The organism is Halomonas sp. S3-1-1 (assembly GCF_023757625.1).
GTDB lineage: Bacteria > Pseudomonadota > Gammaproteobacteria > Pseudomonadales > Halomonadaceae > Vreelandella.
This window is the reverse complement of the sequence record NZ_JALGBZ010000001.1, coordinates 521,305-542,745: the sequence shown is the minus strand read 5'-3', so window position 1 is coordinate 542,745 and position 21,441 is coordinate 521,305. Positions and strand designations below refer to the sequence as shown.

Sequence of the window (21,441 nt, the reverse complement as noted above, 5' to 3'; positions counted from 1 at the left end):
GCCGTGGCCATGATTCAAGCCGCAAGACCACAAGAGGATGCCATGTCGCACCGTCGTTTTCTGCAGCGCTCGGCCCTGGCGTTTACGCTGGTATTGGCAAGCGCTTTTCCCACCGCCCAGGGTCAGGGCTTCGACAACAGCCATCTGCCGAGTCTGGGCGGCGCCTCGCCTTCGGCGAGCCTCGAGGAGTTTCGTTTGGGCCGTGCCTGGCTCAGGCAATTTCGCGCCCAGGCGCCCCAGTGGCAGGACGCCATCGCCCACGACTATCTGGAAGGCGTAGTGACCCGGCTCACGCCCTATAGCCAGCTGGGCGGTCTGGACACCACCACGGTAATGGTCGATCACCGCGCGCTCAACGCCTTCGCCGTGCCCGGCGGCGTAGTGGGTATCAATTCGGGGCTTTTCGCCTTTGCCGAGGACGAAGGCGCTTTCGTGTCGGTGATTGCACACGAGCTTGGCCATCTGTCCCAGCGCCACTATGCCCGCGGCAGCGAGCGCGCCGGCCAAACCCAGCTGCCCGCCCTGGCGGGGCTGCTTGCCGGCATGCTGATCGCCGCCAGCGGCGGTGGCGATGCGGGCATCGCCACCGCCATGGGCTCCCAAGCGGCGCTGATTCAGGACCAGCTCGCCTACTCGCGGCGCTTCGAGCAGGAGGCCGACCGAGTCGGGCTTCAAGCCATGGCCGCCGCCGGTTTTGATCCGGAGGCGATGGTGCGCATGTTCGCCTCGATGCAGCGCCTGGCGCGCTTACAGGGCGGCACCCCGCCGGAGTTTTTGCTCACCCACCCGGTATCGGACAGCCGCCTGAGCGACGCCCAGGCCCGCGTGGCCCAGCTCACCGTGGCGGACAGCTACCAAAGCAACACCCTCTACAACCTGATGCGCGCCCGGGCACTGCTGAGCATTTATCAAAACGCCCCGGAGCAGGCACAGTCGCGCCTGGCCCAGGGCGGTGCCGAAGAGCCCGCGCGGCGCTATTTAAGCGCGCTGATCGACGCTCGCCGCGGCCAGGTAGACTCGGCGCTCCAAAGCCTCGACGCGCTGGCCACCGAGCTTCCGGACTACGCCATGATTCCCGCCTCCGCCGCCCAGGTCGCGCTCGAGGCCAACCGCATCGACGAGGCGATCACGCGGGCCGAGCGCTGGCTGCGCGTCATGCCGAACTACCTGCCGGCTCAGCTGATTTTGGCCGAAGCGCAGCTGCAGCGCGACCCGCAGGCGGCGTTCGATCTGCTACGCCGCGTCACCGAGCGCTATCCGGAAAATCCGCAGGGCTTCAACCTGCTGACCACCGCCGCCGGGCGCAGCGGTCACAACGGCTGGGGGCACCTGGCCCAGGCGGAGTACCTTCAGTTGACCGGCCGGGTAGACCGCGGCATTCAGCAGCTCGGCATCGCCAAAAACGTGGCCCAGCAGGAAGGTGACACGCCGCTGGTCGCACTGATCGACCAGCGCCGCGAGGCGTTTCTCGACTACCGTGAGGCGCTGTCGTCGTTCAACTAGCCGGCCAGGCGCGCGAGCACAATGCAACGCGCGCTCGCCGATAGCGTTGCGGGCTGAGAGAGGAACATCAAGATCAACGAAAACGCCCCTGACAGGTGACTGTTAGGGGCGCCGAATCTGGTGGGTCGTGTAGGATTCGAACCTACGACCAATTGATTAAAAGTCAACTGCTCTACCAACTGAGCTAACGACCCAGATTGCCTTGTTGCACGGTTATTGCCATGCGGGCATCGCGTTCGAGTCTTGAGGGCCAACGTCGTAAACGTCGGTGGTGGGTCGTGTAGGATTCGAACCTACGACCAATTGATTAAAAGTCAACTGCTCTACCAACTGAGCTAACGACCCCCTCGAACGGATGCATATAGTACAGATCAACCCGATGTCTGGCAAGGCTTTTTGACAACACCCTTTAAAATATTAACGCCGCTCGATGGAAGCCTGTTCTAGTCTTGTCGCAGCGATGCCGGTTCACGACAATACGTGTTTCAAGCTTAGGCTACTGACGACAAGGCGACCCACCATGGCACAGCCCCTGCTGGACGATACGGACATCCTGTTTCTCAACCTGGACATGGGCACAATGCTCACCGGCATCGAACACTCGGCGCTGGCCAGGGCGTCGCTGTTCATCGATGAGCTGGGCGTCCACCCCTTGATCGTGACGTTCCAGTATCGCCCGGAGCTTCAACGCAACGTCACTGCACTTCTGAGTAGCGAGCGTTATCACAGCGCTACGCGTATCAAGGGCCTCTACGACTGCCTGCAGGGGTTCGACGACCCAGCGCTGCCGTCAAGCGCCCTCAAGGACACGCTCCCACCGGTGATCGACCCGAGCTTTACTGGCTACACCGCCGCCCCGGTCGAAGGGCACAAGGACGTGCGCTACCTCAACGGCCAGGGCCGGCTTTTTGCCTACAAGGTCTACTCGAAAGAGCACGGCGAGCTGATCCACATTAACTACTTCGACAAGGGCCAGAAGGTCGCGGCGGATATCTACCACGCCACGGGCCATCGCAGTAGCCACCGCCTTTATGATCCTCACACCCGCCAGCGAACTCACGAAATTCACTACAGCCCTTGGGGCACGCCGCTGTTCTTCCGGGTATTCGAAAGAGAAGGAGCCGAACCCTCGCCAGAAAAAGGGCTCGCACCCGGCTTTTATCTACACGCCTCGCTCACGACGGGGCAGTCATTTTTTCAGGCCACTCATATTTCTTTCGAGAGCACCGCCACCGGCTTGGGGGCGATCGACAACCTCCTCGGTCAGTGCACGTTTTTGGGCGACAGTACGGACTTTTCGCTTTACGCGCTCAATGCCCTGACGACCCGATTGAAGGGTAATAAGCTTTGGCTGCTCAACGACAAGAACAAGTTTACCTTCAAGGCCTCCGCGCTTTTGCGCAACGCGCCGGTAGGCGAAAACCGGAAAAAGCAGATTCGTGTGTTCGGCGCGCTGCACAGCACGCACTTTCAGGGTAAAGAACCCGACACCCGGCTCAAGACCCATTACCGGGACCTGCTGGAAGGCGGCGATACGCCGGATGGCGTGGTAGCGCTGACCCAAACGCAAACCCGGGACGTCGAGCGCCGTTTCCCGGACCAAAACGTGGTCACGGTGCCGCACACGCTCAGCGCCTCCTACAAGGCACTGAAAAGCGCCGACGGTGAAGAACTGCCCAACCAGCGGAGTAAAATCGTTTACGTGGCGCGCCTGTCGCCAGAAAAGCAGCACCTAAAGGCGCTCGAGATACTGGCCGAGGTCGTGAAGCACGCGCCGCAGGCGTGCCTTCACCTTTACGGCGAAGGCGGCGAGCGCGACAAAATCAAAGCACGTATCGAGGCATTAAAGCTCGAGCGTCACGTCGTGCTCGAAGGCTACTGCAACGACATCGCGAGCATCTATCGTGACGCGCAGTGCGCCATTTTGACCAGTGTGATGGAGGGGTTCCCGCTGACGCTGCTCGAGGCGATGGCCTTTCGCTGCCCGGTGGTCGCCTTCGATGTCCGTTACGGCCCGTCTGACATGATCGCCTCCAACGAGACCGGCTTTCTCGTCGCACCCAATGACACGACCGCGTTTGCCGAACACCTGACCCGTTTGGTGGTGGAGCCCGGTCTTGCCCGCCGCTTGGGAGACAACGCGCAGACGCGCTTCAAAACGTACTTCTCCCCGGCCAGCGTCGCCAAACGCTGGGAAGAGACGATCGTGGACAGCTTTCGATAAGGAGTTGGGTAAAGGTATCGAATCAATACGCCCTTCACGCCCCGGGCGGGGCGTGAAGGGCGAGGGCGAGCGCCAGCGCCGAGGTATCAGCGGCGCTTGGGCTTGCGCATCGCCTGCACCGGGCGGCGCTTGTGCTTGTCGCGGCTCCAGCGGTTTTTCTCGTCCGGGGTGAGCTCCGGCACCTTGCGCGCCTCGAGCTGGGCAAGCGTTGCCAAATCGTCGATCTCGTCCTGGCTAAGCTCGATCCACTCGCCGGCCTTGGCCCGCTTGTCGAGGAAGATGTTGCCGTAGCGCACGCGCTTCAAGCGGCTCACGGTGAGGTTTTGCGACTCCCAGAGCCTTCTCACCTCGCGGTTGCGGCCCTCCATGATCACCACGTGGAACCAGGTATTGATTCCTTCGCCGCCGAACTCCTGCACGTCGGTGAAGCGCGCCGGGCCGTCCTCGAGCATGACGCCGTCGACCATCGCCTTGATGTGCTCCTGCTTCACTTCGCCCATGACGCGCACGGCGTACTCGCGCTCGACCTGGGTGGAGGGGTGCATCAGACGGTTGGCGAGCTCGCCGTCGGTGGTGAACAGCAAAAGGCCGCTGGTGTTGATGTCCAGCCGCCCGATCGCGATCCAGCGCTCGCCTTTCAGGCGCGGCAGGCGTTCGAATACCGTGCGCCGGCCCTCCGGGTCCTTGCGCGTGCAAAGCTCGCCTTCGGGCTTGTTGTACATCAGCACGCGGCGCGGCACCTCGGCCTCCGGGCGCAGCGACACAGGGCGGTCGTCGAAGCTGACCTTGTCGCGCTCCTCGACCCGGTCGCCGAGCTTGGCGATTTGGCCGTTGACCTTGACGCGGCCATCGCTGATCACGGTTTCCATCTCCCGGCGCGAGCCGAAGCCGGCGCGGGCCAGCACTTTCTGCAACTTTTCGCTACCGGGGGGTGGGGTTTGGTTATTCTGGCTCATGGTCGTCGGACCTCTTGTCTGTCGACGCGGGCGGGTCACGTTGTTCCGCCGCGCGCGCCGCGAGCCGCGCCTCAAGATCGGCAAAGCTCAGCGGCGGGGTTAACGCCGTCTCGGCGTGGGGTTGGGCGTCGTCTTCATGAGAAGCGTCGCCCATATCGGGGGGCGCATCCTGCCCGGTTTCGGCGCTTTCGTCCAGTGTCTCGACCGCTTCAGCCGATGAAGATTCCATCTCGTCGCGAGTCGCGGGCGCCTCATCATCGATATCGAGCTCTTCCTGGCTGGTCAGTTCGTGCATCGGCGGCAGCGCGTCCAGCGTTTTCAGGCCGAAATCGTCGAGAAAGCTTCTCGTCGTGGCGTACACCGCCGGGCGGCCCGGCACGTCGCGATGGCCGACGACGCGAATCCAGCCGCGCTCCATCAGCGTGCGCATGATCGAGCTCGACACGCTTACCCCGCGCACCTCCTCGATGTCGCCGCGTGAGACCGGCTGGCGGTAGGCTATTAGCGCCAGCGTCTCTAAAAGCGCTCGGGAGTAGCGCTGGGGACGCTCGTCCCAAAGCCTGGAGACCCACTGGGAAAGGCGTGGACGAATGCGCAGTTGGAAGCCCGAGGCGGTTTCGACCAGCTCCAGCGCCCCATTCTCGTGGCGCTCGGAAAGACGTCCGAGCGCCTCGCGAAGCGTTTTGACCCCGGGGCTTTCGCCGTCGAGAAACAGCGTCTCCAGTCGCTCCAGGCACAGCGGCTCGCCGGCGGCCAGAAGCGCCGCCTCGAGAATCTCGTCCAGCGTCGTACTTTTATCAAAGGTGCTGTTCATCGGGGTAGCGCTCACGGCTCGTCCTCACCGGCATTCAAAGGGTCGTCGTCGGCACCGAAAGTGGCCTCGGCGTCCTCGAAGGCGTCGCTTTCGTCCTCCTCGAGTTCGAAGGCGCTGTCGTCATCGGCCAGCGCCGCCGGCCGGGCGCGCACGTGAATCGGCGAGAGCGGTGCGTTCTGTACGATGTCGATCATCGCCTCCTTGGCAAGCTCAAGAATCGCCATGAAGGTGACCACCACGCCGCCGCGCCCCTCCTCCAGGGTGAAAAGCGCTTCGAACGGCGTGTAGCGCCCCTGGGCCTCGTCGCTTGCGAGTACCTCCATGATCTTGAGCATCCGCTCGCGGGTCGAGAGCACCTCGCGGCTCACCTGGTGGCTTTGGGTCAGCTCGGCGCGCTTGAGGATACCCGAGAGCGCGCCGAGCAGCTCATCGAGCTCCACATCCGGGTGGATCACCCGGGTTTCGATCGGCGGCAGGCCCGCCTGGGCGCTGAACCAGTCGCGCCCCACCCGCGGCAGCGTATCCAGCGTTTCGGCGGCCTCTTTTAGGCGCTCGTACTCCTGTAGCCGGCGAATCAGCTCGGCGCGCGGATCCTCTTCGTCCTCACCCTCTTCCTTCGGCGGGCGCGGCAAGAGCGTGCGCGATTTGATCTCGGCCAGCATCGCGGCCATCAGCAGGTACTCGCCGGCAAGCTCGATCTGCATCGCTTTCATCAGCTCCACGTACTCGATGTACTGATGGGTGATGGCGGCGACGTTGACCGTGAGAATGTCCAGGTTCTGGCGGCGAATCAGGTACAAGAGCAGATCCAGCGGCCCCTCGAAGGCTTCGAGAAACACGCGCAGCGCCTCCGGCGGAATGTAGAGATCTTCCGGGAGCTTCGTGATCGGCTCATCGAACAGCCGCCCAAGCGCCTCCACCACCGGCTCGTCGAAGGCGGATTCGATCTCGTTATCAGGCTCCAGCGTTTCGCTCACGCGGGTGGCTTTCCTTGTTGGCGCAAAGGCGGTGGTTCAATCAGGCGCCAGTGTAACAGCGCACGCCTCACGAGACATCGCCGCCGGCATCGAAGGCCTTGCGGTAGCGCCCTTGGTAGTCGAAGAGCTTCTCGCGAAGCTGCCAGTGGCGCCCCACTTTACGCCCTACCACGAAGTCCGGGCGGCGCAGCCGGCAGCGCTCGGTCACGATTTCGTCGGCGGAGGTGGGCTTCCACTCGACGCCCGGGGCGCGAGCGTGGTCCTGCAGAAACGCGTGGTAAAAAGCGTAGCGCTGGGCGGCGGTTTCCAGCGCGAACCACTCGCTCAAGCTCGTCCCGTCCTCGTCGAAATAGGTGACCTTGAGCCGGGGCAGGCCGCGCCCGTTGATGGTGGCCTCGACGTCCATGCCGCTGACCCGCAGCACCTTCGCGTCCTTTAGCTTCAGCGCATCCTTGAGCTTGTCGTCGGCGTCGACCAGAAGCGTCTGACAGCCGTGGCAGCGCCGAGCGGCGATGTCGTTTTCGGCGCCGCACTGATCGCACACCTTGAAGCGAAAGCGAAAATCGCACTGCACGCGCTTGCCCTGTTCGTTCTCGACGAGCCCTTGGCAGCGCCGACCGAAGTGCTCGAGCACCAGCTCACCGTCGCGCTTGCCCCAGAACAGGTTGGCGTGTTCGCAGGCCGGGCACACCACCTGCACCGGCTCAGAATCGCTATCCGGGCGCGGCTCGCCCACTTCAGGGGCGTAAAGATTCCAGGGATTGCCGGCGTAATCGAGCACCAGGCAGTCGGTTTTGCCCGGCGACAATCTCAAACCGCGGCCAACGATCTGCTGGTAAAGACTCACCGACTCGGTGGGGCGCAGAATGGCGATCACGTCGACATGGGGCGCATCGAACCCGGTGGTCAGCACCGAGACATTGACCAGATACTTGAGCGCGCGCGCCTTGAACGCGTTGATCAGCCGCTCGCGCTCGACCGCCTTCGTTTCCCCGGTGATCAGCGCCGCTTCGCCGTCCGGCAGATACCCCGTGATCTCTTCGGCGTGAGCCACGGTGGCGGCGAAGATCATCACACCGTGGCGCTCGCGGGCGCGCTCGATGATCTGCTCGACGATGCCGGGCGTGGCGCGGCTTTTGGCCACCACCTCGTTGAGCTCACGCTCGGCGAACTGGCCGCCCTGGGCCGGCACCAAACGCGAGAAATCGTAGCCCTGAACCGCCATATCGAGGCGCTCCGGCGCGGTGAGATAGCCCTTTTTGACCATCAGGCGCAGCGGCTGCTCGAACACGCAGTCGGTGAAAAAGCTCTCTGCGTCGCCGCGCACCATGCCGTGGTAGTGGCGATGGTAGATAAAGCCCTGCCCCAGCCGATAGGGCGTGGCGGTCAGCCCGAGAATCTTGAGCGACGGGTTTTGGCGTCTGAGATGCTCGATCACCTGGCGGTAGCTCGAGGTCTTTTCCAGCGACACCCGGTGGCATTCATCGATCACCAGCAAAGTGAAGTTATCGTCCTCGAAGGCCGCCAAGTTGCGCACCACGGATTGAACGGAGCCGAACACCACCTGGCGGCTCGCCTCCTTGCGCTTCAAGCCCGCACTGAAGATATCCGCCTTTAGCCCGTAGGCCTGGTACTTGGCGTGATTCTGCTCGACCAGCTCGCGCACGTGGGCCAGTACCAGCACTCGCCCCCGGGCAAGGCGGGCGAGCTCGGCGATCACCAGGGATTTACCGCTGCCGGTAGGCAGTACGACCACCCCGGGGTCGCTCCCGGCGCGAAAATGCTCGATGACCCGCGTTACCGCCTGGCGCTGGTAATCGCGAAGTTCGGGCAGAGGTACGCCATTGTTCTCGATCACGTCGCTAGCCTGCTATTGAACTTTTAAAAAGGGTGTGACTCACACGATTAGGGAGAGATGGTTTAACATTTTTTAAATACTGGGGAACCCGGAACGTTTAAGGAGTGCGATATGCCTGCCAATCACTTTAGCGCCGACTGCCCCAGCTGCGGAAGCCGCTTGAAACGCTTGCCCGCCACCCGCCGCGACTCAGTTCACGTTTACTGTATGGACTGCGGCCACGATTTTGGACGCTATGAGGCGCTGGTCGAGCGCTACCAGCAAACCCTCAGCGAGCTCGAAAGCGAACTCAACGTGCCCACCGCCCCAAGGCGCGATCAGACCGAGCTTCGCGTCCGCGAGTAGCCAGCATGCTGCAAACGAAAGCGGTGACAGGAAAGGCTTTCCTGCCACCGCTTTTTTTATGCGCTAGGCCCAACGCCAGAACGCGAGCCGCGTATCAGCCCAGCCAGACGCGGGCGTTTCTGAAAAGCCGCAGCCAGGCACCATCCTCGGTCCAATCGCTTGGCCGCCAGGAGTTGGTCACCGCGCGAGTGACGCGCTCCGGGTGGGGCATCATGATGGTGACCCGGCCATCCGGCGTGGTCAGCCCGGTAATGCCCGAAGGCGAGCCGTTGGGGTTGGCCGGGTAGCGCGTGGTGACCTGGCCGTAGTTGTCGATGTAGCGAAGCGCGATCTGACTGCTTGATTGCATGCTGCGCAGATGGGCGCTGTCGCGAAACGCCGCGCGGCCTTCGCCGTGGGCCACGGCGATGGGCAGCGTCGATCCCTCCATGCCGGAGAGCAGAATCGACGGGCTCTTCTCGACCCGCACCATGGCCACGCGCGCCTCGAACTGCTCGGACTCATTGCGCAGAAACTCGGGCCAGCTCTCGGCGCCGGGAATCAGCGGCTTCAGTTGCGAGAGCATCTGGCAGCCATTGCACACACCCAGGCTGAACGTATCGTCGCGGGTGAAGAACGCCTGGAACTGCTCACGGGCGCGCTCGTTGAACAGAATCGACTTCGCCCAGCCGCCGCCGGCGCCGAGCACGTCGCCATAGGAGAAGCCGCCGCAGGCGACCAGCCCCTTGAACTCGTCGAGCGACACGCGCCCTTCGAGAATGTCGCTCATGTGCACGTCGACGGCGTCAAAATTCGCCTTGTCGAACGCCCAAGCCATTTCGACCTGGCCGTTGACGCCCTGCTCGCGCAGCACCGCCACGGCCGGTTTGGCGGTGTTGACGAACGGCGCGCTGACGTCCTCGTTGACATCGAAACTCGGCGCCGCAGAAAGGCCCGGGTCGCGCAGGTCCATTAGGTTGTCGAATTCGTTCTTCGCGCACTCAGGATTGTCGCGCAGCGCCTGCATCCGGTAGCTGGTCTCCGACCAGGTGCGCTGGGTCAGCTGGCGCGTGGTTTCCAGCAGCGGCTCTTCGAACAGCGTGACGCGCACCTGATCGTCGTAGCGCGGGCGCGCAATCACGCCGCAGGTTTCGATACCGGCCACGGCGAACTGGGTCAGCACCTCTTCGGTGTGCGCTCGGTTGACCTGGATCACCGCACCAAGCTCTTCCGAGAACAGCGCGCTGAACGCCTCGACCGGCTCGTCGATCAGCCAGTCGAGCTTGATCTCCAGACCCGCGTGGGCAGCGAAGGCCATTTCCAGCAGCGTGACCAGCACCCCGCCGTCGCTTCGGTCGTGATAGGCCAGAAGCTTGCCGTCACGGTTGAGCCCCTGGATCACCTCGAAGAACGCCTTGATGTCCTCCGGGTCGTCGACGTCTGGGCACTCGTCGCCGAGCTGGCCGTACACCTGGCCCAAGGCCGAGCCGCCGAGGCGGTTCTTGCCGCCGCCCAGATCGATCAGGATCAGGTCGGACTCCTCCTGCTCCATGTTGATCTGCGGCGTAAGGGTGGCGAGCGCATCGATCACCGGGGCAAAGCCGGTTGCGATCAGCGACAGTGGCGAGGTGATGCTCTTCTCCTCAGCTTCGCCTTTAGCGTTTTCGCCCTGCCAGGCGGTGTGCATCGACATCGAGTCCTTGCCCACCGGCACGGCGATACCGAGCGCCGGGCAGAGCTCCATGCCGACGGCGTAGACCGCGTCATACAGCGCCTGGTTTTCGCCGGGGCGGTCCGCCGCACTCATCCAGTTGGCGGAGAGCTTGATATCGGAGAGTTTGGCGATCGGCGCGGCGGCCAAGTTGGTGATCGTCTCGGCCACGGCCAAACGGGCGCTGGCCGCCGGGTCGATCAGCGCCACCGGCGGGCGCTCGCCCATCGCCATCGCTTCGCCGGCGTGGGTATCGAAGCTCGCCGTGGTCACGGCGACGTCCGCCACCGGCACCTGCCAGGGGCCGACCATCTGATCGCGCGCCACCTGCCCTGTGATCGAGCGATCGCCGATGGTGATCAAAAAGCTTTTCGAGGCCACCGCCGGCAGGCGCAGCACGCGATCCAGCGCCTCGCGCAGATCCAGGTTGTCGAGCATCACGCCAGAACGTTCCGGGTGCTCGCGGGTGAACGCGCGCTCCATCTTCGGCGCCTTGCCGAACAGCACGCTCATGGGCAGATCGACGGGCTTGCTCTCGAAGTGGCCGTCGCGCACCTGTAGATGGTGCTCTTCGAGCGCCTCGCCGACGACCGCATAGGGGCAGCGCTCGCGCTTGCAGAAGGCATCAAAGGTGTCGAGGTCTTCCGGGGCGACGGCCAGCACGTAGCGCTCCTGGGCTTCGTTGCACCAGATCTCGAGCGGGCTCATGCCGGGTTCGGCGTTGGGTACCGCGCGCAGGTCGAAAAGCCCGCCGCGGTTGCCGTCCTTGACCAGTTCCGGCAAGGCGTTGGAAAGCCCGCCGGCGCCCACGTCGTGGATGAAGCGGATCGGGTTCTTGTCGCCCATCGCCCAGCAGCGGTCGATCACTTCCTGAGCACGGCGCTCCATTTCCGGGTTTTCGCGCTGCACCGAGGCAAAATCGAGATCCGCGCTCGAGGTGCCGGAGGTCACGCTCGACGCCGCGCCGCCGCCAAGCCCGATCAGCATCGCCGGCCCGCCCATCACTATCAGCTTGCCGCCGATGGGGATATCGCCCTTCTGCACGTGCTGAGCGCGAATGTTGCCGTACCCGCCGGCGATCATGATCGGCTTGTGAAAGCCCCGGCGCTTGATGTCGTCACCGCTGAGCACGTCCTGCTCGTAGGTGCGAAAATAACCGGTCAGGTTCGGGCGGCCGAACTCGTTGTTGAACGCCGCGCCGCCGATGGGGCCGTCGAGCATGATCGAAAGCGCCGACTGCATGCGCTCGGGCTTGCCGTAGTCGAACGCCTCCCAGGGCTGGACGAACTCGGGGATACGCAAGTTCGACACGGTGAAGCCCGCCAAGCCCGCCTTGGGCTTGCCGCCGATGCCGGTCGCGCCTTCGTCGCGAATCTCGCCGCCGGAGCCGGTCGCCGCCCCGGGAAACGGCGCGATCGCCGTGGGGTGGTTGTGGGTCTCCACCTTCATCAGAATGTGGATCGGCTCCTGATGGGCGCCGTACAGGGCGCGCTCGCCGGCAGCGCCGGTCAGAGGCTGAGGGAAAAAGCGCCCGGCCTGGCTACCCTTGATCACGGCGGCGTTGTCGCTGTAGGCCGAGAGCACGTTGTCCGGCGAACTTGCAAAGGTGTTCTTGATCATCTTGAACAGCGACTGCGGCGTGGCCTCGCCGTCGACGACCCAGTCGGCGTTGAAGATCTTGTGGCGGCAGTGCTCGGAGTTCGCCTGGGCGAACATCATCAGCTCGACGTCGCTTGGGTTGCGGCCAAGCTCACCGAAGGCATCGACCAGGTAGTCGATCTCGTCGTCGGTCAGCGCCAGCCCCAGCTCATCGTTGGCCACCGCCAGCGCCTCGCGCCCGCCCTGCTGGATATCGACCGACCCCAGCGGCGCCGGCTCCAGGCGAGTGAAGAGCTTTTCGGCCTCGGCGTCGTCCCACAGCACGGTTTCGGTCATGCGATCATGAAGCTCGGCGGCGATGATTTCCCGCTGCTGCTCGTCGAGCCGTTCGCCCCCGACCCGGTACTCGATGCCGCGCTCGATGCGGCGAACGCTGCCAAGCCCGCAGTTATGGGCGATATCGGTCGCCTTGGTCGACCAGGGCGACTGGGTGCCCAGACGCGGCACCACCCACAGGCGGGTCGGGTTTTCGATCGTGTCCTGGGGCTCGAAGCTTCCGTACGCCAGAAGCTCGGCCAGCCGCGCGCGGGCGGTGTCGTCGAGTGCTGCCGCACAGTCGATGAAATGAACGTAGTGGGCGTCCAGCGCCGTCACTTCGGGAACGCGTTCACGCAGCGCTTTTAAAAGCCGGTCATGACGGAAGGCAGAAAGGGCGGGCGCGCCTCGCAGTTCGAGCATATCTGGGGCCTCTAAAGCTAAGAGAGTTCGAGCGGGAAATCACCAAGCCGCAGTGCGACAGGCGCACATGATACTGGAAAGCGGCTTTGATACGAAATCGACAAGGTGACAGCGTCTACCGGGCTGGGTATGGTGACTGCCTGTTTTACACCGACCCCGCGCCATGCCGACACTGTACTGCCGACATTTTCTCGCCCACTACCGCCTTTACTGGGCCGTCATCAGCATTGTCTGGCTGACGCTGGTACCCGCCGGCGCCGGCAAAACGCCGCGTGAGCATCTGGACCGCGTGCTGGAAAAGGATTTCATCACCGCCCACACCCGCACCACGCCTACCACCTACTATGAAGGCCGCCAGGGGCCGACCGGCTTCGAGTACGAGCTTTTACACCTTTTCGCCGAGTATCTTGGCGTGAGCTTGAATCTCGACGCGCGCCACTCCCCGGAAGAGGTGCTCGACGCAGTGCGCGAACAGGGCGACATCGGCGCCGCCGCCCTGCCGCTCGCCCCGGATACGCCGGGTCTTCACTACACCAGGCCGATCATCGACATGCAGCCGCTGGTGGTGTATCGCCGCGGGCTCTACGCCATCAACGGCCCCGCCGACCTGGAAGGGCTCAAGGTCGGCACGCTCAGCGCCTCGGGCACCGAGCAGATGCTCGAAGCGCTTAAGGGCACGCTTCCCAAGCTCGAGTGGCAGGCGCTGGAGGGCAGCGAAATCGCCGAGCTGCTGGCGATGGTCGAAAACGAGGAGCTCGACGCCGCGGTGATTTTCGACCACCAGTTTCGCGTCAACCGGCTGTTTTTCCCCAACGTCGAGCGTGGCTTCGCTCTGGGCGAGCCGCGCTCGCTGGTCTGGGCGCTGCCCTCGGGCCAGGGGCTTGGGCTTTTGGAAGCCGCGGACCGCTTTCTGGACGAGCAGCGCGAAAACGGCGCGCTCGAGCGCCTGATCAGCCGCTACTTCGGCCACGACGACTATCTAGAATACGTCGGCACGAGGACCTTTTTGAGCCACCTGGACCAGCGCCTGCCCGAGTTCGCGCCGCTTTTCAAACGCGCCGCCCTGGCGACCGGTTTCGACTGGAAGCTGTTGGCGGCAGTGGGCTATCAGGAGTCCCACTGGGACGCGGACGCCGTGTCGCCCACCGGCGTGCGCGGGGTGATGATGCTGACCCAACCCACCGCCAGCGACCTGGGCGTGAGCAATCGCCGCGACCCGGCGCAGAGCATCGACGGCGGCGCGCGCTATTTGAGAAGCCTCGAGGAGCGCCTGCCCGAGGAGATCATCGGCGACAACCGCCTCTACATGGCCATGGCCGCCTACAACGTGGGGCTTGGGCATCTATATGACGCCCGCGATATCGCAAAAATGCGCGGCGGCGACCCGAACCTGTGGGCGGACGTGCGCGAGGCGCTGCCGCTTTTACAGCAGCGCCGCTGGCACAGCCAGACCCGCTACGGCTTCGCTCGCGGCGGGGAGCCGGTGATCTACGTGCGCAACATTCGCCGTTATTACGAAATGCTGAGCTACGTCGAGCGCAGCCGCCAGCAGTTTTTCCAGCTCGGCCAGACCGGCCTTGCCCAGGCCGGCGCGCCGCCTTGACGACACCGACCACCTGACCGGGGCCGCTTGCCCCAGGGAGAGCACAATGCGAGACCGCTTCACGTCAACCGCGGCCGGGCTAGCCGCCGCCGCGCTCTGGGTAGCGTCAGCGCTCACCCCCGCCGCCGCTTTTGAAACCGGCGAGCCGCCGGCCGCGGTGCGCGTAGCGGACCGCGGAGAAGTCGTGCTCGAGGAGGGCGCGCTTCGCTACCAACCCTGGGATACCAGCGCGCTTGCCGGCAGCGTCGGCGTGGTGCTGCACGTCGCCGGGCGGCTCTCGGCCAAGGACCTGAACGCGCCGATCATCGAAGCAATCGAGGCGGCCCACTTTCCCGACGAGCGCTTTCAGACCACCACCATCGTCAACACCGACGATGCGGTCTTCGGCAGTGCGATGTTCGTGCGCAAAAGCGTCGAGGGCAGCAAGCGCGACGTGCCCGAGGTGCAGTTCGTGGTGGACGATCAAAGCGCGGTACAGAGCGCTTGGAATCTCGAGCGCGGCGGCTCGGCGGTGGTCGTCCACGACGCCGCCGGGCGCGTACGCTTTGCCAAGGACGGCCCGCTGACGCTTTATGAGGTCAACCACGTCATGGAGCTTCTCCACGCGATGCTCGATTCAAACGCGCCGGAGCCAAGCGGGTTCGACGCCCAGGTGCTCGGCCAGAACGGACATTGACTTTCAAGCACCGTGACTTTCACGCGCGGTGGCTTTCAAGCACTGCCCGTTGATGTTAAAACCTTTTTCATAATGGCCACGGGCGCGCAGGCCTTTGCGCGCGCGTTGCCGCGTGCTCGCCGCTTGATGTGCAACGATGGCCACGAACAACGAAATGCCAGGGACCGCTTTAATGAATGCCGACGCCGACCAACTGACAAGCCATCGAGACCCAATCGAGGCGCTGCGCGCGGCCCTGGAGCGGCGACTCGACGAGCGCCTGCCGGCGGCCCCCGAAACCGAGCGGGTCGCCCGCGCGATGCGCGAGGCCACCCTCGCCCCGGGCAAGCGGATTCGCCCGCTGCTGCTGCTGCTGACCGCCCAGGACCTTACGGCCGATGCCGACACCGACGGCCTGCTCGATCTCGCCTGCGCAGTGGAGATGATCCACGCGGCCTCGCTGATTCTCGATGACATCCCCTGCATGGATAACGCCGAACTTCGCCGCGGCCGCCCCACCATTCATCGCCAGTTCGGCGAAAGCGTCGCCATTCTGGCCTCGGTGGCGCTGTTGAGCCACGCCTACGCCATCGCCGCCGAGGCGCCCGGGCTTGAAAGCGAGCGCCGCGCGACGGCGGTCTCCACGCTTGCCCGCGCGGTGGGCCTTCAGGGGCTGGTCGAGGGGCAGTTTCTGGATTTGAGCGAAGGCGCCGGCGCGCGTAGCGTCGATGCGATTCTCGCCACCAACGATCTTAAAACCAGCAAGCTCTTTAGCGCCACGCTGTCACTGGCGGGCCTGGCGGCCAACGCCGACGCGCAGGCTCAACAGGCGCTTGCACTGTTCGCCGAGGACCTCGGCCAGGCCTTTCAACTGATTGACGACCTGGCCGACGGCGTGATGGGCACGGGCAAGGATCTTCACCAGGACGCCGGCAAGTCGACGCTGGTGGCAACGCTTGGCGAGCGCGCCGTGCGCGAGCGCCTGGACGCGCACCTGGCCCGCGCCGACACGCACCTGGCCACCGCCTGCCCCCGGGGCGGGCGCACTCGCGCCTTCGTGCAGGGCTGGTTTCGCCAGCAGCTCGCCGTGATCGGCGCGCCTTGAGCCGGTCAACAGGGATTCCCTTATGAGCCACTTCGCCATCGTGGCCCCGGCGCTTTACAGCCACGTCAAGGCGCTCGAGGCGCTCGCCGCCTGCCTGATCGCCCGCGGCCACCGGGTCACGTTCGTCCACCAGGCCGACGCTCGGCCGCTTGTCAGCGAGCCGCGCATCGGCTTTTCCGCGGCGGACCAAAAAAGCCACCCCGAGGGGCGCCTGGCGCGTACGCTTGACCGGCTGGCAACCCCTTCAGGGGCCGGACTCTTCGCCATGATTCGCGATCTGGCCGAAACCACCGACATGCTCTGTCGCGAGCTTCCTGCCGCCTTTGAGGCGCTCGGCATCGAAGGCGTGATCGCCGATCAGATGGAGCCCGCCGGCGCCCTGGTCGCCGAGGGGCTCGGCTTGCCCTTCGTGTCGGTGGCCTGCGCGCTGCCGGTCAACCGCGAGACAGGCCTTCCGCTGCCGGTGATGCCGTTTCGCCTTGCCGAGTCTGAGCGCGCTCAAGGCATGTACGCCACCAGCGAGCGCATTTATGATCGAATGATGGGCCGCCACGCGCAGATGGTCGAGCGCCACGCCCTCGCCTTCGGGCTTTCGCCGCGCCGCGGGCTTCACGAGTGCCTGTCACCGCTTGCCCAGATCAGCCAGACGCCGCTCGCCTTCGACTTTCCCCGTACACGCCTTCCCGACACCTTCCACGCCGTCGGCCCGCTACGCCTGCCAGGCGCCGGCGCCCGCCACCGGCGTCTGGAGGAGCTGCCGCTTCCCGAGCGCTTCGTGTTCGCCTCGCTCGGCACGCTGCAGGGCCACCGCTTTGGGCTTTTCAAGAAAATCGCCCGGGCGTGCAAACGCCAAGGCAAAGCGCTTTTGATCGCCCACTGTGGCAAGCTGGACGCAGCGCAAGAGGCGGCGCTTACGCGCGCCGGGGCCACAGTAGCGGTGGATTTCGTCGACCAGCGCGAAGCGCTTACCCGCGCGGAGGCGGTCATCACCCACGGCGGGCTCAACACCGTGGTCGATGCCATCGATACCGCCACGCCGATGCTGGTCGTGCCGCTGGCCTTCGACCAGCCGGGCGTGGCGGCCCGGGTGCTGTATCACGGCCTTGGCGAGCGCGCCTTCAGTTTCTCGCGCCCGGCGACGCTTTCGCAAAAGCTCGCCCGGCTCGACGCGTTTGATTATCGTGAACGGCTCACCGCGCTCCAGGCGCCGCTTCGCGCCGCCGGCGGGGCCGAGCGCGCCGCCGCGATCGCCGAGCAGGCGCTGACCACGCACCGCCCGGTTTACACGGAGAGCGCCCATGAAGCAGTCGTATGATCTCATTCTCGTCGGCGCGGGGCTTGCCAACGCCCTGATCGCCTGGCGGCTTGGCAAGCGCCACCCGAACCTCGACGTGCTGGTGATCGAAGCCGGCCCCCGCCCCGGCGGCAACCACACCTGGTCGTTTCACCAGCACGACCTGAGTTCTGAGCAGCACGCCTGGGTCGAGCCGCTGGTGGCCCACCGCTGGCCCGGCTACGAGGTGCGCTTTCCCGCGTTCAACCGGCATTTGGAAAGCGACTACCTGAGCGTGACCGCCGAGCGCTTCGCCGAGGTACTCGAAGAGAGTCTCGGCGAGCGGCTTTTGACCGATACCCGTGTAGCCGCCCTCACCCCGACCGGCGTGACGCTCGAGGACGGCACGGCGCTCACGGCGGGCGCGGTGATCGACGGGCGCGGCCCGGACACGTCGCCCCACCTGACCATCGGCTACCAGTCGTTTCTGGGCCAGCAGTGGCGGATCAAAACGCCCCACGGGCTGACCCGGCCGATCATGATGGACGCTACCGTCGACCAGCAGGGCGGCTACCGCTTCGTCTACAGCCTGCCGCTCGACGAGTACACGCTGTTGATCGAGGATACCCACTACGTCGACGCGGCGGATCTGGACCCGGCGCGAGCTCGCAACAACATCGCCGCCTACGCCGAACGCCAGGGCTGGGCGCTCGAAGCGCTTGAGCGCGAAGAGCACGGCCACCTGCCGATCACTCTGGACGGCGACATCGACGCCTTCTGGCAGGCCGCCCAGGGCCAGCCGAGAAGCGGTCTGCGCGCCGGGCTCTTTCACGCCACCACCGGCTACTCGCTGCCCCACGCGGTGGCGCTGGCGGACGCGATCGCCGCACAGACGCATTTTGATGCCGCGTCGCTGTTCGAGCTGATCGACAATTTCGCTCGGCGGCGCTGGCGTGAGCAGCGGTTTTTTCGCATGCTCAACCGCATGCTGTTTCTGGCAGGCAAACCGGACCGGCGCTGGCAGGTCATGCAGCGCTTCTACACGCTGAACGACGGCCTGATCGAGCGCTTCTACGCCGGTCGACCCACGCTTTTGGATAAGGCGCGCATCGTCTCCGGCAAGCCCCCGGTACCGGTGCGCGAGGCCATTCCGGCCGTGCTTAAACAAACCCCTCGGCTGCGAGCCTTCAAAGATGAGTAAAACGATCGTAATTGGCGCGGGCTTTGGCGGCCTGGCGCTGGCCATCCGGCTGCAGGCCGCGGGCATTCCGACCACGCTTTTGGAAAGCCGCGACAAGCCCGGCGGGCGCGCCTACGTCTACGAAGACGAAGGCTTCGTGTTTGACGCCGGCCCCACGGTGATCACCGACCCCAGCGCCCTCGAGGAATTATTCGAACTGGCCGGCAAGCGTATCGACCAGTACGTCGAGCTTCTGCCGGTTACGCCGTTTTATCGGCTCTGCTGGGAGTCCGGCGAGGTCTTTAATTACGATAACGACCAAACCAACCTCGAGCGCCAGATCGAACACTTCAACCCCAAGGACGTCGAGGGCTATCACCGCTTTCTCGACTACTCGAAGGCGGTGTTCGACGAGGGCTACGTCAAGCTTGGTACGGTGCCTTTTTTGAGCTTTCGCGACATGCTGCGCGCCGCCCCCCAGCTTGCCAAGCTGCAGGCCTGGAAGAGCGTTTACGCCAAGGTATCGCAGTACATCGAGGACGAGCACCTGCGCCAGGCGTTCTCGTTTCACTCGCTTCTTGTCGGCGGCAACCCGTTTGCCACCTCGTCGATTTACACGCTGATCCACGCGCTGGAGCGTAAATGGGGCGTGTGGTTTCCCCGTGGCGGCACCGGCGCGCTGGTCAAGGGCATGGCAAAGCTGTTTGAGGACCTGGGCGGCGAGATACTGGTCAATGCCAAGGTCGAGCGTATCGAGATGGAGGGTAACCGCGCCCGCGGCGTGACGCTCCATGATGGCCGCGAGATTCCGGCGCGGGCCGTCGCGTCGAATGCGGACGTGGTGCACACCTACGAAAAACTTCTCGGCCACCACCCGGTGGGTGCCAAGCGGGCCCAAAAGCTCAAGGGCAAGCGCATGAGCAACTCGCTGTTCGTGCTCTACTTTGGCCTTGATCATAACCACACCCAGCTCGCCCACCACACGGTCTGCTTTGGGCCGCGCTATCGCGAGCTGATCGACGAAATCTTCAATAGCGACGGGCTGGCCGAGGACTTCTCGCTCTACCTGCACGCGCCGTGTGTCACCGACCCCTCGCTTGCCCCGGAAGGATGCGGCAGCTACTACGTGCTGGCCCCGGTGCCGCACCTGGGCACCGCTGCGCTCGATTGGGAGGTCGAAGGCCCGAAACTGCGCGAGCGCATCTTCGACTATCTGGAGAAGCACTACATGCCGGGATTACGCAGCCAGTTGGTCACCCACCGCACGTTCACACCCTTCGATTTTCGCGATACGCTCGGCGCCCATCAGGGCTCGGCGTTTTCGATCGAGCCGATTCTGACCCAGAGCGCCTGGTTTCGCCCGCACAACCTGGACAGCCAGATCGACAATTTGTATCTGGTCGGCGCTGGCACCCACCCGGGCGCGGGTATTCCCGGCGTGATCGGTTCTGCCAAGGCGACCGCCGGGCTGATGGTGGAGCGGTTAACGTCAGAGAAGGAAAACGCATGAGCGAGGCGCTGCTCGATCACGCCACCGTGACCATGGCGGCGGGCTCGAAGAGCTTCGCCAGCGCCTCGAAACTCTTCGACCGGCAAACGCGCCGGGCCGCGCTGATGCTCTACGCCTGGTGTCGCCACTGCGATGATGTGATCGACGATCAAACCCTGGGCTTCAACAACGCGCCCTCGGAAGGCGAGCAAAAAGCGCAGAGCGAGGCGCGCCTGGCCGAGCTCAAGGCCCAAACCGCGCGCGCCTTCAAAGGCGAGCCGATGGAGGAGCCCGCCTTCGCCGCCTTTCAGGAGGTGGCGCTGACCCACGCCATTCCGCCCTCTCAAGCGTTCGATCATCTGGAAGGCTACGCCATGGACGTGCGCGACGAGCGTTATGAAACGTTTGAGGACACGCTGCGCTACTGCTACCACGTGGCGGGGGTGGTGGGGCTGATGATGGCCCGCGTCATGGGCGTGCGCGACGAGGCGGTGCTCGATCGTGCCTGCGATCTGGGGCTTGGGTTTCAGCTCACCAATATCGCCCGGGACATCGTCGAGGACGCCGAAGTGGGCCGCTGCTACGTGCCCGGCGAGTGGCTGCGTGAGGAAGGCTTGAGCGTCGAAGACATTCTCGACCCGAATCAGCGCGAGGCGCTCGCGCGCGTCTCGGCGCGCTTGATCGAGGCGGCGGAGCCCTACTACGCATCGGCGCGCATCGGCATCGAGCAGTTGCCGCTACGCTCGGCCTGGGCGATCGCCACCGCGCTCGGGGCGTATCGCAAAATCGGCGTGAAGGTGACCCGAGCGGGCAAGCTCGCTTGGAACGGGCGTCAAAGTACCGGACGAAGTGAAAAAGTCGCGCTTTTGCTGGCCGGCGGGGCTAGCGCGCTGGGGTCTCGGGCTCGGCGGAGCTCGACTCCGCGCTCATTGAGCCTTTGGCAGCGCCCGCGTTAGCGGCCTTGCGCCGTCGCAGCGTGGCCTCGAGCTTCTCCACCGGCGGGGCGTAGATGAAGCCAAACGACACGCCGCCGTGGCGGCCTTTCACCGCGTGATGCAGCCGATGGGCCTTGTAAAGGCGCTTCATGTAGCCGCGCCGCGGGATGAGGCTAAACGGCCACCGCTTGTGCACCAGCCCGTCGTGAAGCACGAAGTAGATCACCCCGTAGGCGGTCATGCCGGCGCCTATCCACTGCAGTGGCCAAGCGCCGGCGGTGCCGTAAGCGATCAGCACGATGGCGAGTAGCGCGAACACCACCGCATAAAGGTCGTTGCGCTCAAACCAGCCAGTGCGCGGCTCGTGGTGAGAGCGGTGCCAGCCCCAGCCAAAGCCGTGCATGATGTACTTGTGGGCCAGTGTCGCCACCACTTCCATGGAGGCGACGGTGAGCACTACGATCAGCGTATTGAGCAGCACGTGCATCGCGGCTCCT

General features: G+C 64.9%; 16 protein-coding genes and 2 tRNA genes. 10 read left to right on the top strand and 8 right to left on the bottom strand.

Annotated elements, in window-relative coordinates:
• The first annotated feature begins 42 nt into the window (after window positions 1-42).
• A complete protein-coding gene (locus tag MQW23_RS02630; protein ID WP_252106262.1) occupies window positions 43-1,503 on the top strand; it encodes a M48 family metalloprotease in 1,461 nt (486 codons plus the stop codon).
• A 118-nt stretch (window positions 1,504-1,621) separates the two neighbouring features.
• Here MQW23_RS02630 and MQW23_RS02625 read toward each other — a convergent pair.
• Together MQW23_RS02625 and MQW23_RS02620 are read right to left on the bottom strand one after the other, a co-directional pair.
• Window positions 1,622-1,697 (bottom strand) — tRNA-Lys (locus tag MQW23_RS02625).
• Window positions 1,698-1,772: 75 nt separating this feature from the next.
• Window positions 1,773-1,848, bottom strand: a tRNA-Lys gene (locus MQW23_RS02620).
• Window positions 1,849-2,023: 175 nt separating this feature from the next.
• On the opposite strand from MQW23_RS02620, the gene MQW23_RS02615 reads away from it, so the two are divergent.
• Complete coding sequence (locus tag MQW23_RS02615; RefSeq protein WP_252106261.1) at window positions 2,024-3,727, top strand: glycosyltransferase; 1,704 nt, start codon at window positions 2,024-2,026, stop codon at window positions 3,725-3,727.
• 86 nt (window positions 3,728-3,813) lie between these two features.
• Here MQW23_RS02615 and rluB read toward each other — a convergent pair whose 3' ends face one another.
• From rluB to radD, 4 genes are all read right to left on the bottom strand, one after another.
• Window positions 3,814-4,683 carry a 23S rRNA pseudouridine(2605) synthase RluB gene (gene rluB, locus MQW23_RS02610; RefSeq protein WP_252106260.1) on the bottom strand — a complete coding sequence of 290 codons (870 nt, stop codon included), beginning with the start codon at window positions 4,681-4,683 and terminating at the stop codon, window positions 3,814-3,816.
• Window positions 4,670-5,497, bottom strand: a complete 828-nt coding sequence (gene scpB / locus MQW23_RS02605; RefSeq protein ID WP_252106735.1) for an SMC-Scp complex subunit ScpB — start codon at window positions 5,495-5,497, stop codon at window positions 4,670-4,672. The genes rluB and scpB overlap by 14 nt, the downstream gene beginning before the upstream one ends.
• Before the next feature lie 11 nt (window positions 5,498-5,508).
• The gene (locus MQW23_RS02600) at window positions 5,509-6,462 is read right to left on the bottom strand and encodes a segregation and condensation protein A (RefSeq protein ID WP_286086848.1); all 954 of its coding nucleotides are present in this window, start codon (window positions 6,460-6,462) and stop codon (window positions 5,509-5,511) included.
• A gap of 79 nt (window positions 6,463-6,541) precedes the next feature.
• Window positions 6,542-8,332: a DNA repair helicase RadD gene (radD, locus tag MQW23_RS02595; RefSeq protein ID WP_252106259.1), complete on the bottom strand. Its 1,791-nt coding sequence runs from the start codon at window positions 8,330-8,332 to the stop codon at window positions 6,542-6,544.
• Between the two features lie 111 nt (window positions 8,333-8,443).
• Between radD and MQW23_RS02590 the strand changes: the two genes are divergently transcribed.
• The gene (locus MQW23_RS02590; RefSeq protein ID WP_252106258.1) at window positions 8,444-8,677 is read left to right on the top strand and encodes a TFIIB-type zinc ribbon-containing protein; all 234 of its coding nucleotides are present in this window, start codon (window positions 8,444-8,446) and stop codon (window positions 8,675-8,677) included.
• A 94-nt stretch (window positions 8,678-8,771) separates the two neighbouring features.
• Here the strand turns inward: MQW23_RS02590 and purL are convergent, their stop codons facing one another.
• A complete protein-coding gene (purL, locus tag MQW23_RS02585) occupies window positions 8,772-12,704 on the bottom strand; it encodes a phosphoribosylformylglycinamidine synthase (RefSeq protein ID WP_252106257.1) in 3,933 nt (1,310 codons plus the stop codon).
• A 163-nt stretch (window positions 12,705-12,867) separates the two neighbouring features.
• Here purL and mltF point away from each other — a divergent pair, with 163 nt between their 5' ends.
• The 7 genes from mltF to crtB all read left to right on the top strand — a co-directional run bounded on the left by mltF (window position 12,868) and on the right by crtB (window position 20,965).
• Window positions 12,868-14,307 (top strand): membrane-bound lytic murein transglycosylase MltF, encoded by a 1,440-nt coding sequence (gene mltF, locus MQW23_RS02580; RefSeq protein ID WP_252106256.1) that lies wholly within the window; start codon window positions 12,868-12,870, stop codon window positions 14,305-14,307.
• Between the two features lie 46 nt (window positions 14,308-14,353).
• The gene (locus MQW23_RS02575) at window positions 14,354-14,983 is read left to right on the top strand and encodes a YtfJ family protein (protein WP_252106255.1); all 630 of its coding nucleotides are present in this window, start codon (window positions 14,354-14,356) and stop codon (window positions 14,981-14,983) included.
• A gap of 172 nt (window positions 14,984-15,155) precedes the next feature.
• Window positions 15,156-16,067 (top strand): polyprenyl synthetase family protein, encoded by a 912-nt coding sequence (locus tag MQW23_RS02570; RefSeq protein ID WP_252106254.1) that lies wholly within the window; start codon window positions 15,156-15,158, stop codon window positions 16,065-16,067.
• 22 nt (window positions 16,068-16,089) lie between these two features.
• Window positions 16,090-17,382, top strand: a complete 1,293-nt coding sequence (locus MQW23_RS02565; RefSeq protein ID WP_252106253.1) for a glycosyltransferase — start codon at window positions 16,090-16,092, stop codon at window positions 17,380-17,382.
• A complete protein-coding gene (gene crtY, locus MQW23_RS02560) occupies window positions 17,366-18,541 on the top strand; it encodes a lycopene beta-cyclase CrtY (RefSeq protein WP_252106252.1) in 1,176 nt (391 codons plus the stop codon). The genes MQW23_RS02565 and crtY overlap by 17 nt, the downstream gene beginning before the upstream one ends.
• The gene (locus tag MQW23_RS02555) at window positions 18,534-20,030 is read left to right on the top strand and encodes a phytoene desaturase (protein ID WP_252106251.1); all 1,497 of its coding nucleotides are present in this window, start codon (window positions 18,534-18,536) and stop codon (window positions 20,028-20,030) included. The genes crtY and MQW23_RS02555 overlap by 8 nt, the downstream gene beginning before the upstream one ends.
• Window positions 20,027-20,965, top strand: a complete 939-nt coding sequence (gene crtB / locus MQW23_RS02550; protein WP_252106250.1) for a 15-cis-phytoene synthase CrtB — start codon at window positions 20,027-20,029, stop codon at window positions 20,963-20,965. Before MQW23_RS02555 ends, crtB begins: the two co-directional genes overlap by 4 nt.
• Here crtB and MQW23_RS02545 read toward each other — a convergent pair.
• Window positions 20,892-21,431, bottom strand: a complete 540-nt coding sequence (locus tag MQW23_RS02545; RefSeq protein ID WP_252106249.1) for a sterol desaturase family protein — start codon at window positions 21,429-21,431, stop codon at window positions 20,892-20,894. The genes crtB and MQW23_RS02545 overlap by 74 nt on opposite strands.
• Between the last annotated feature and the right edge of the window lie 10 nt (window positions 21,432-21,441).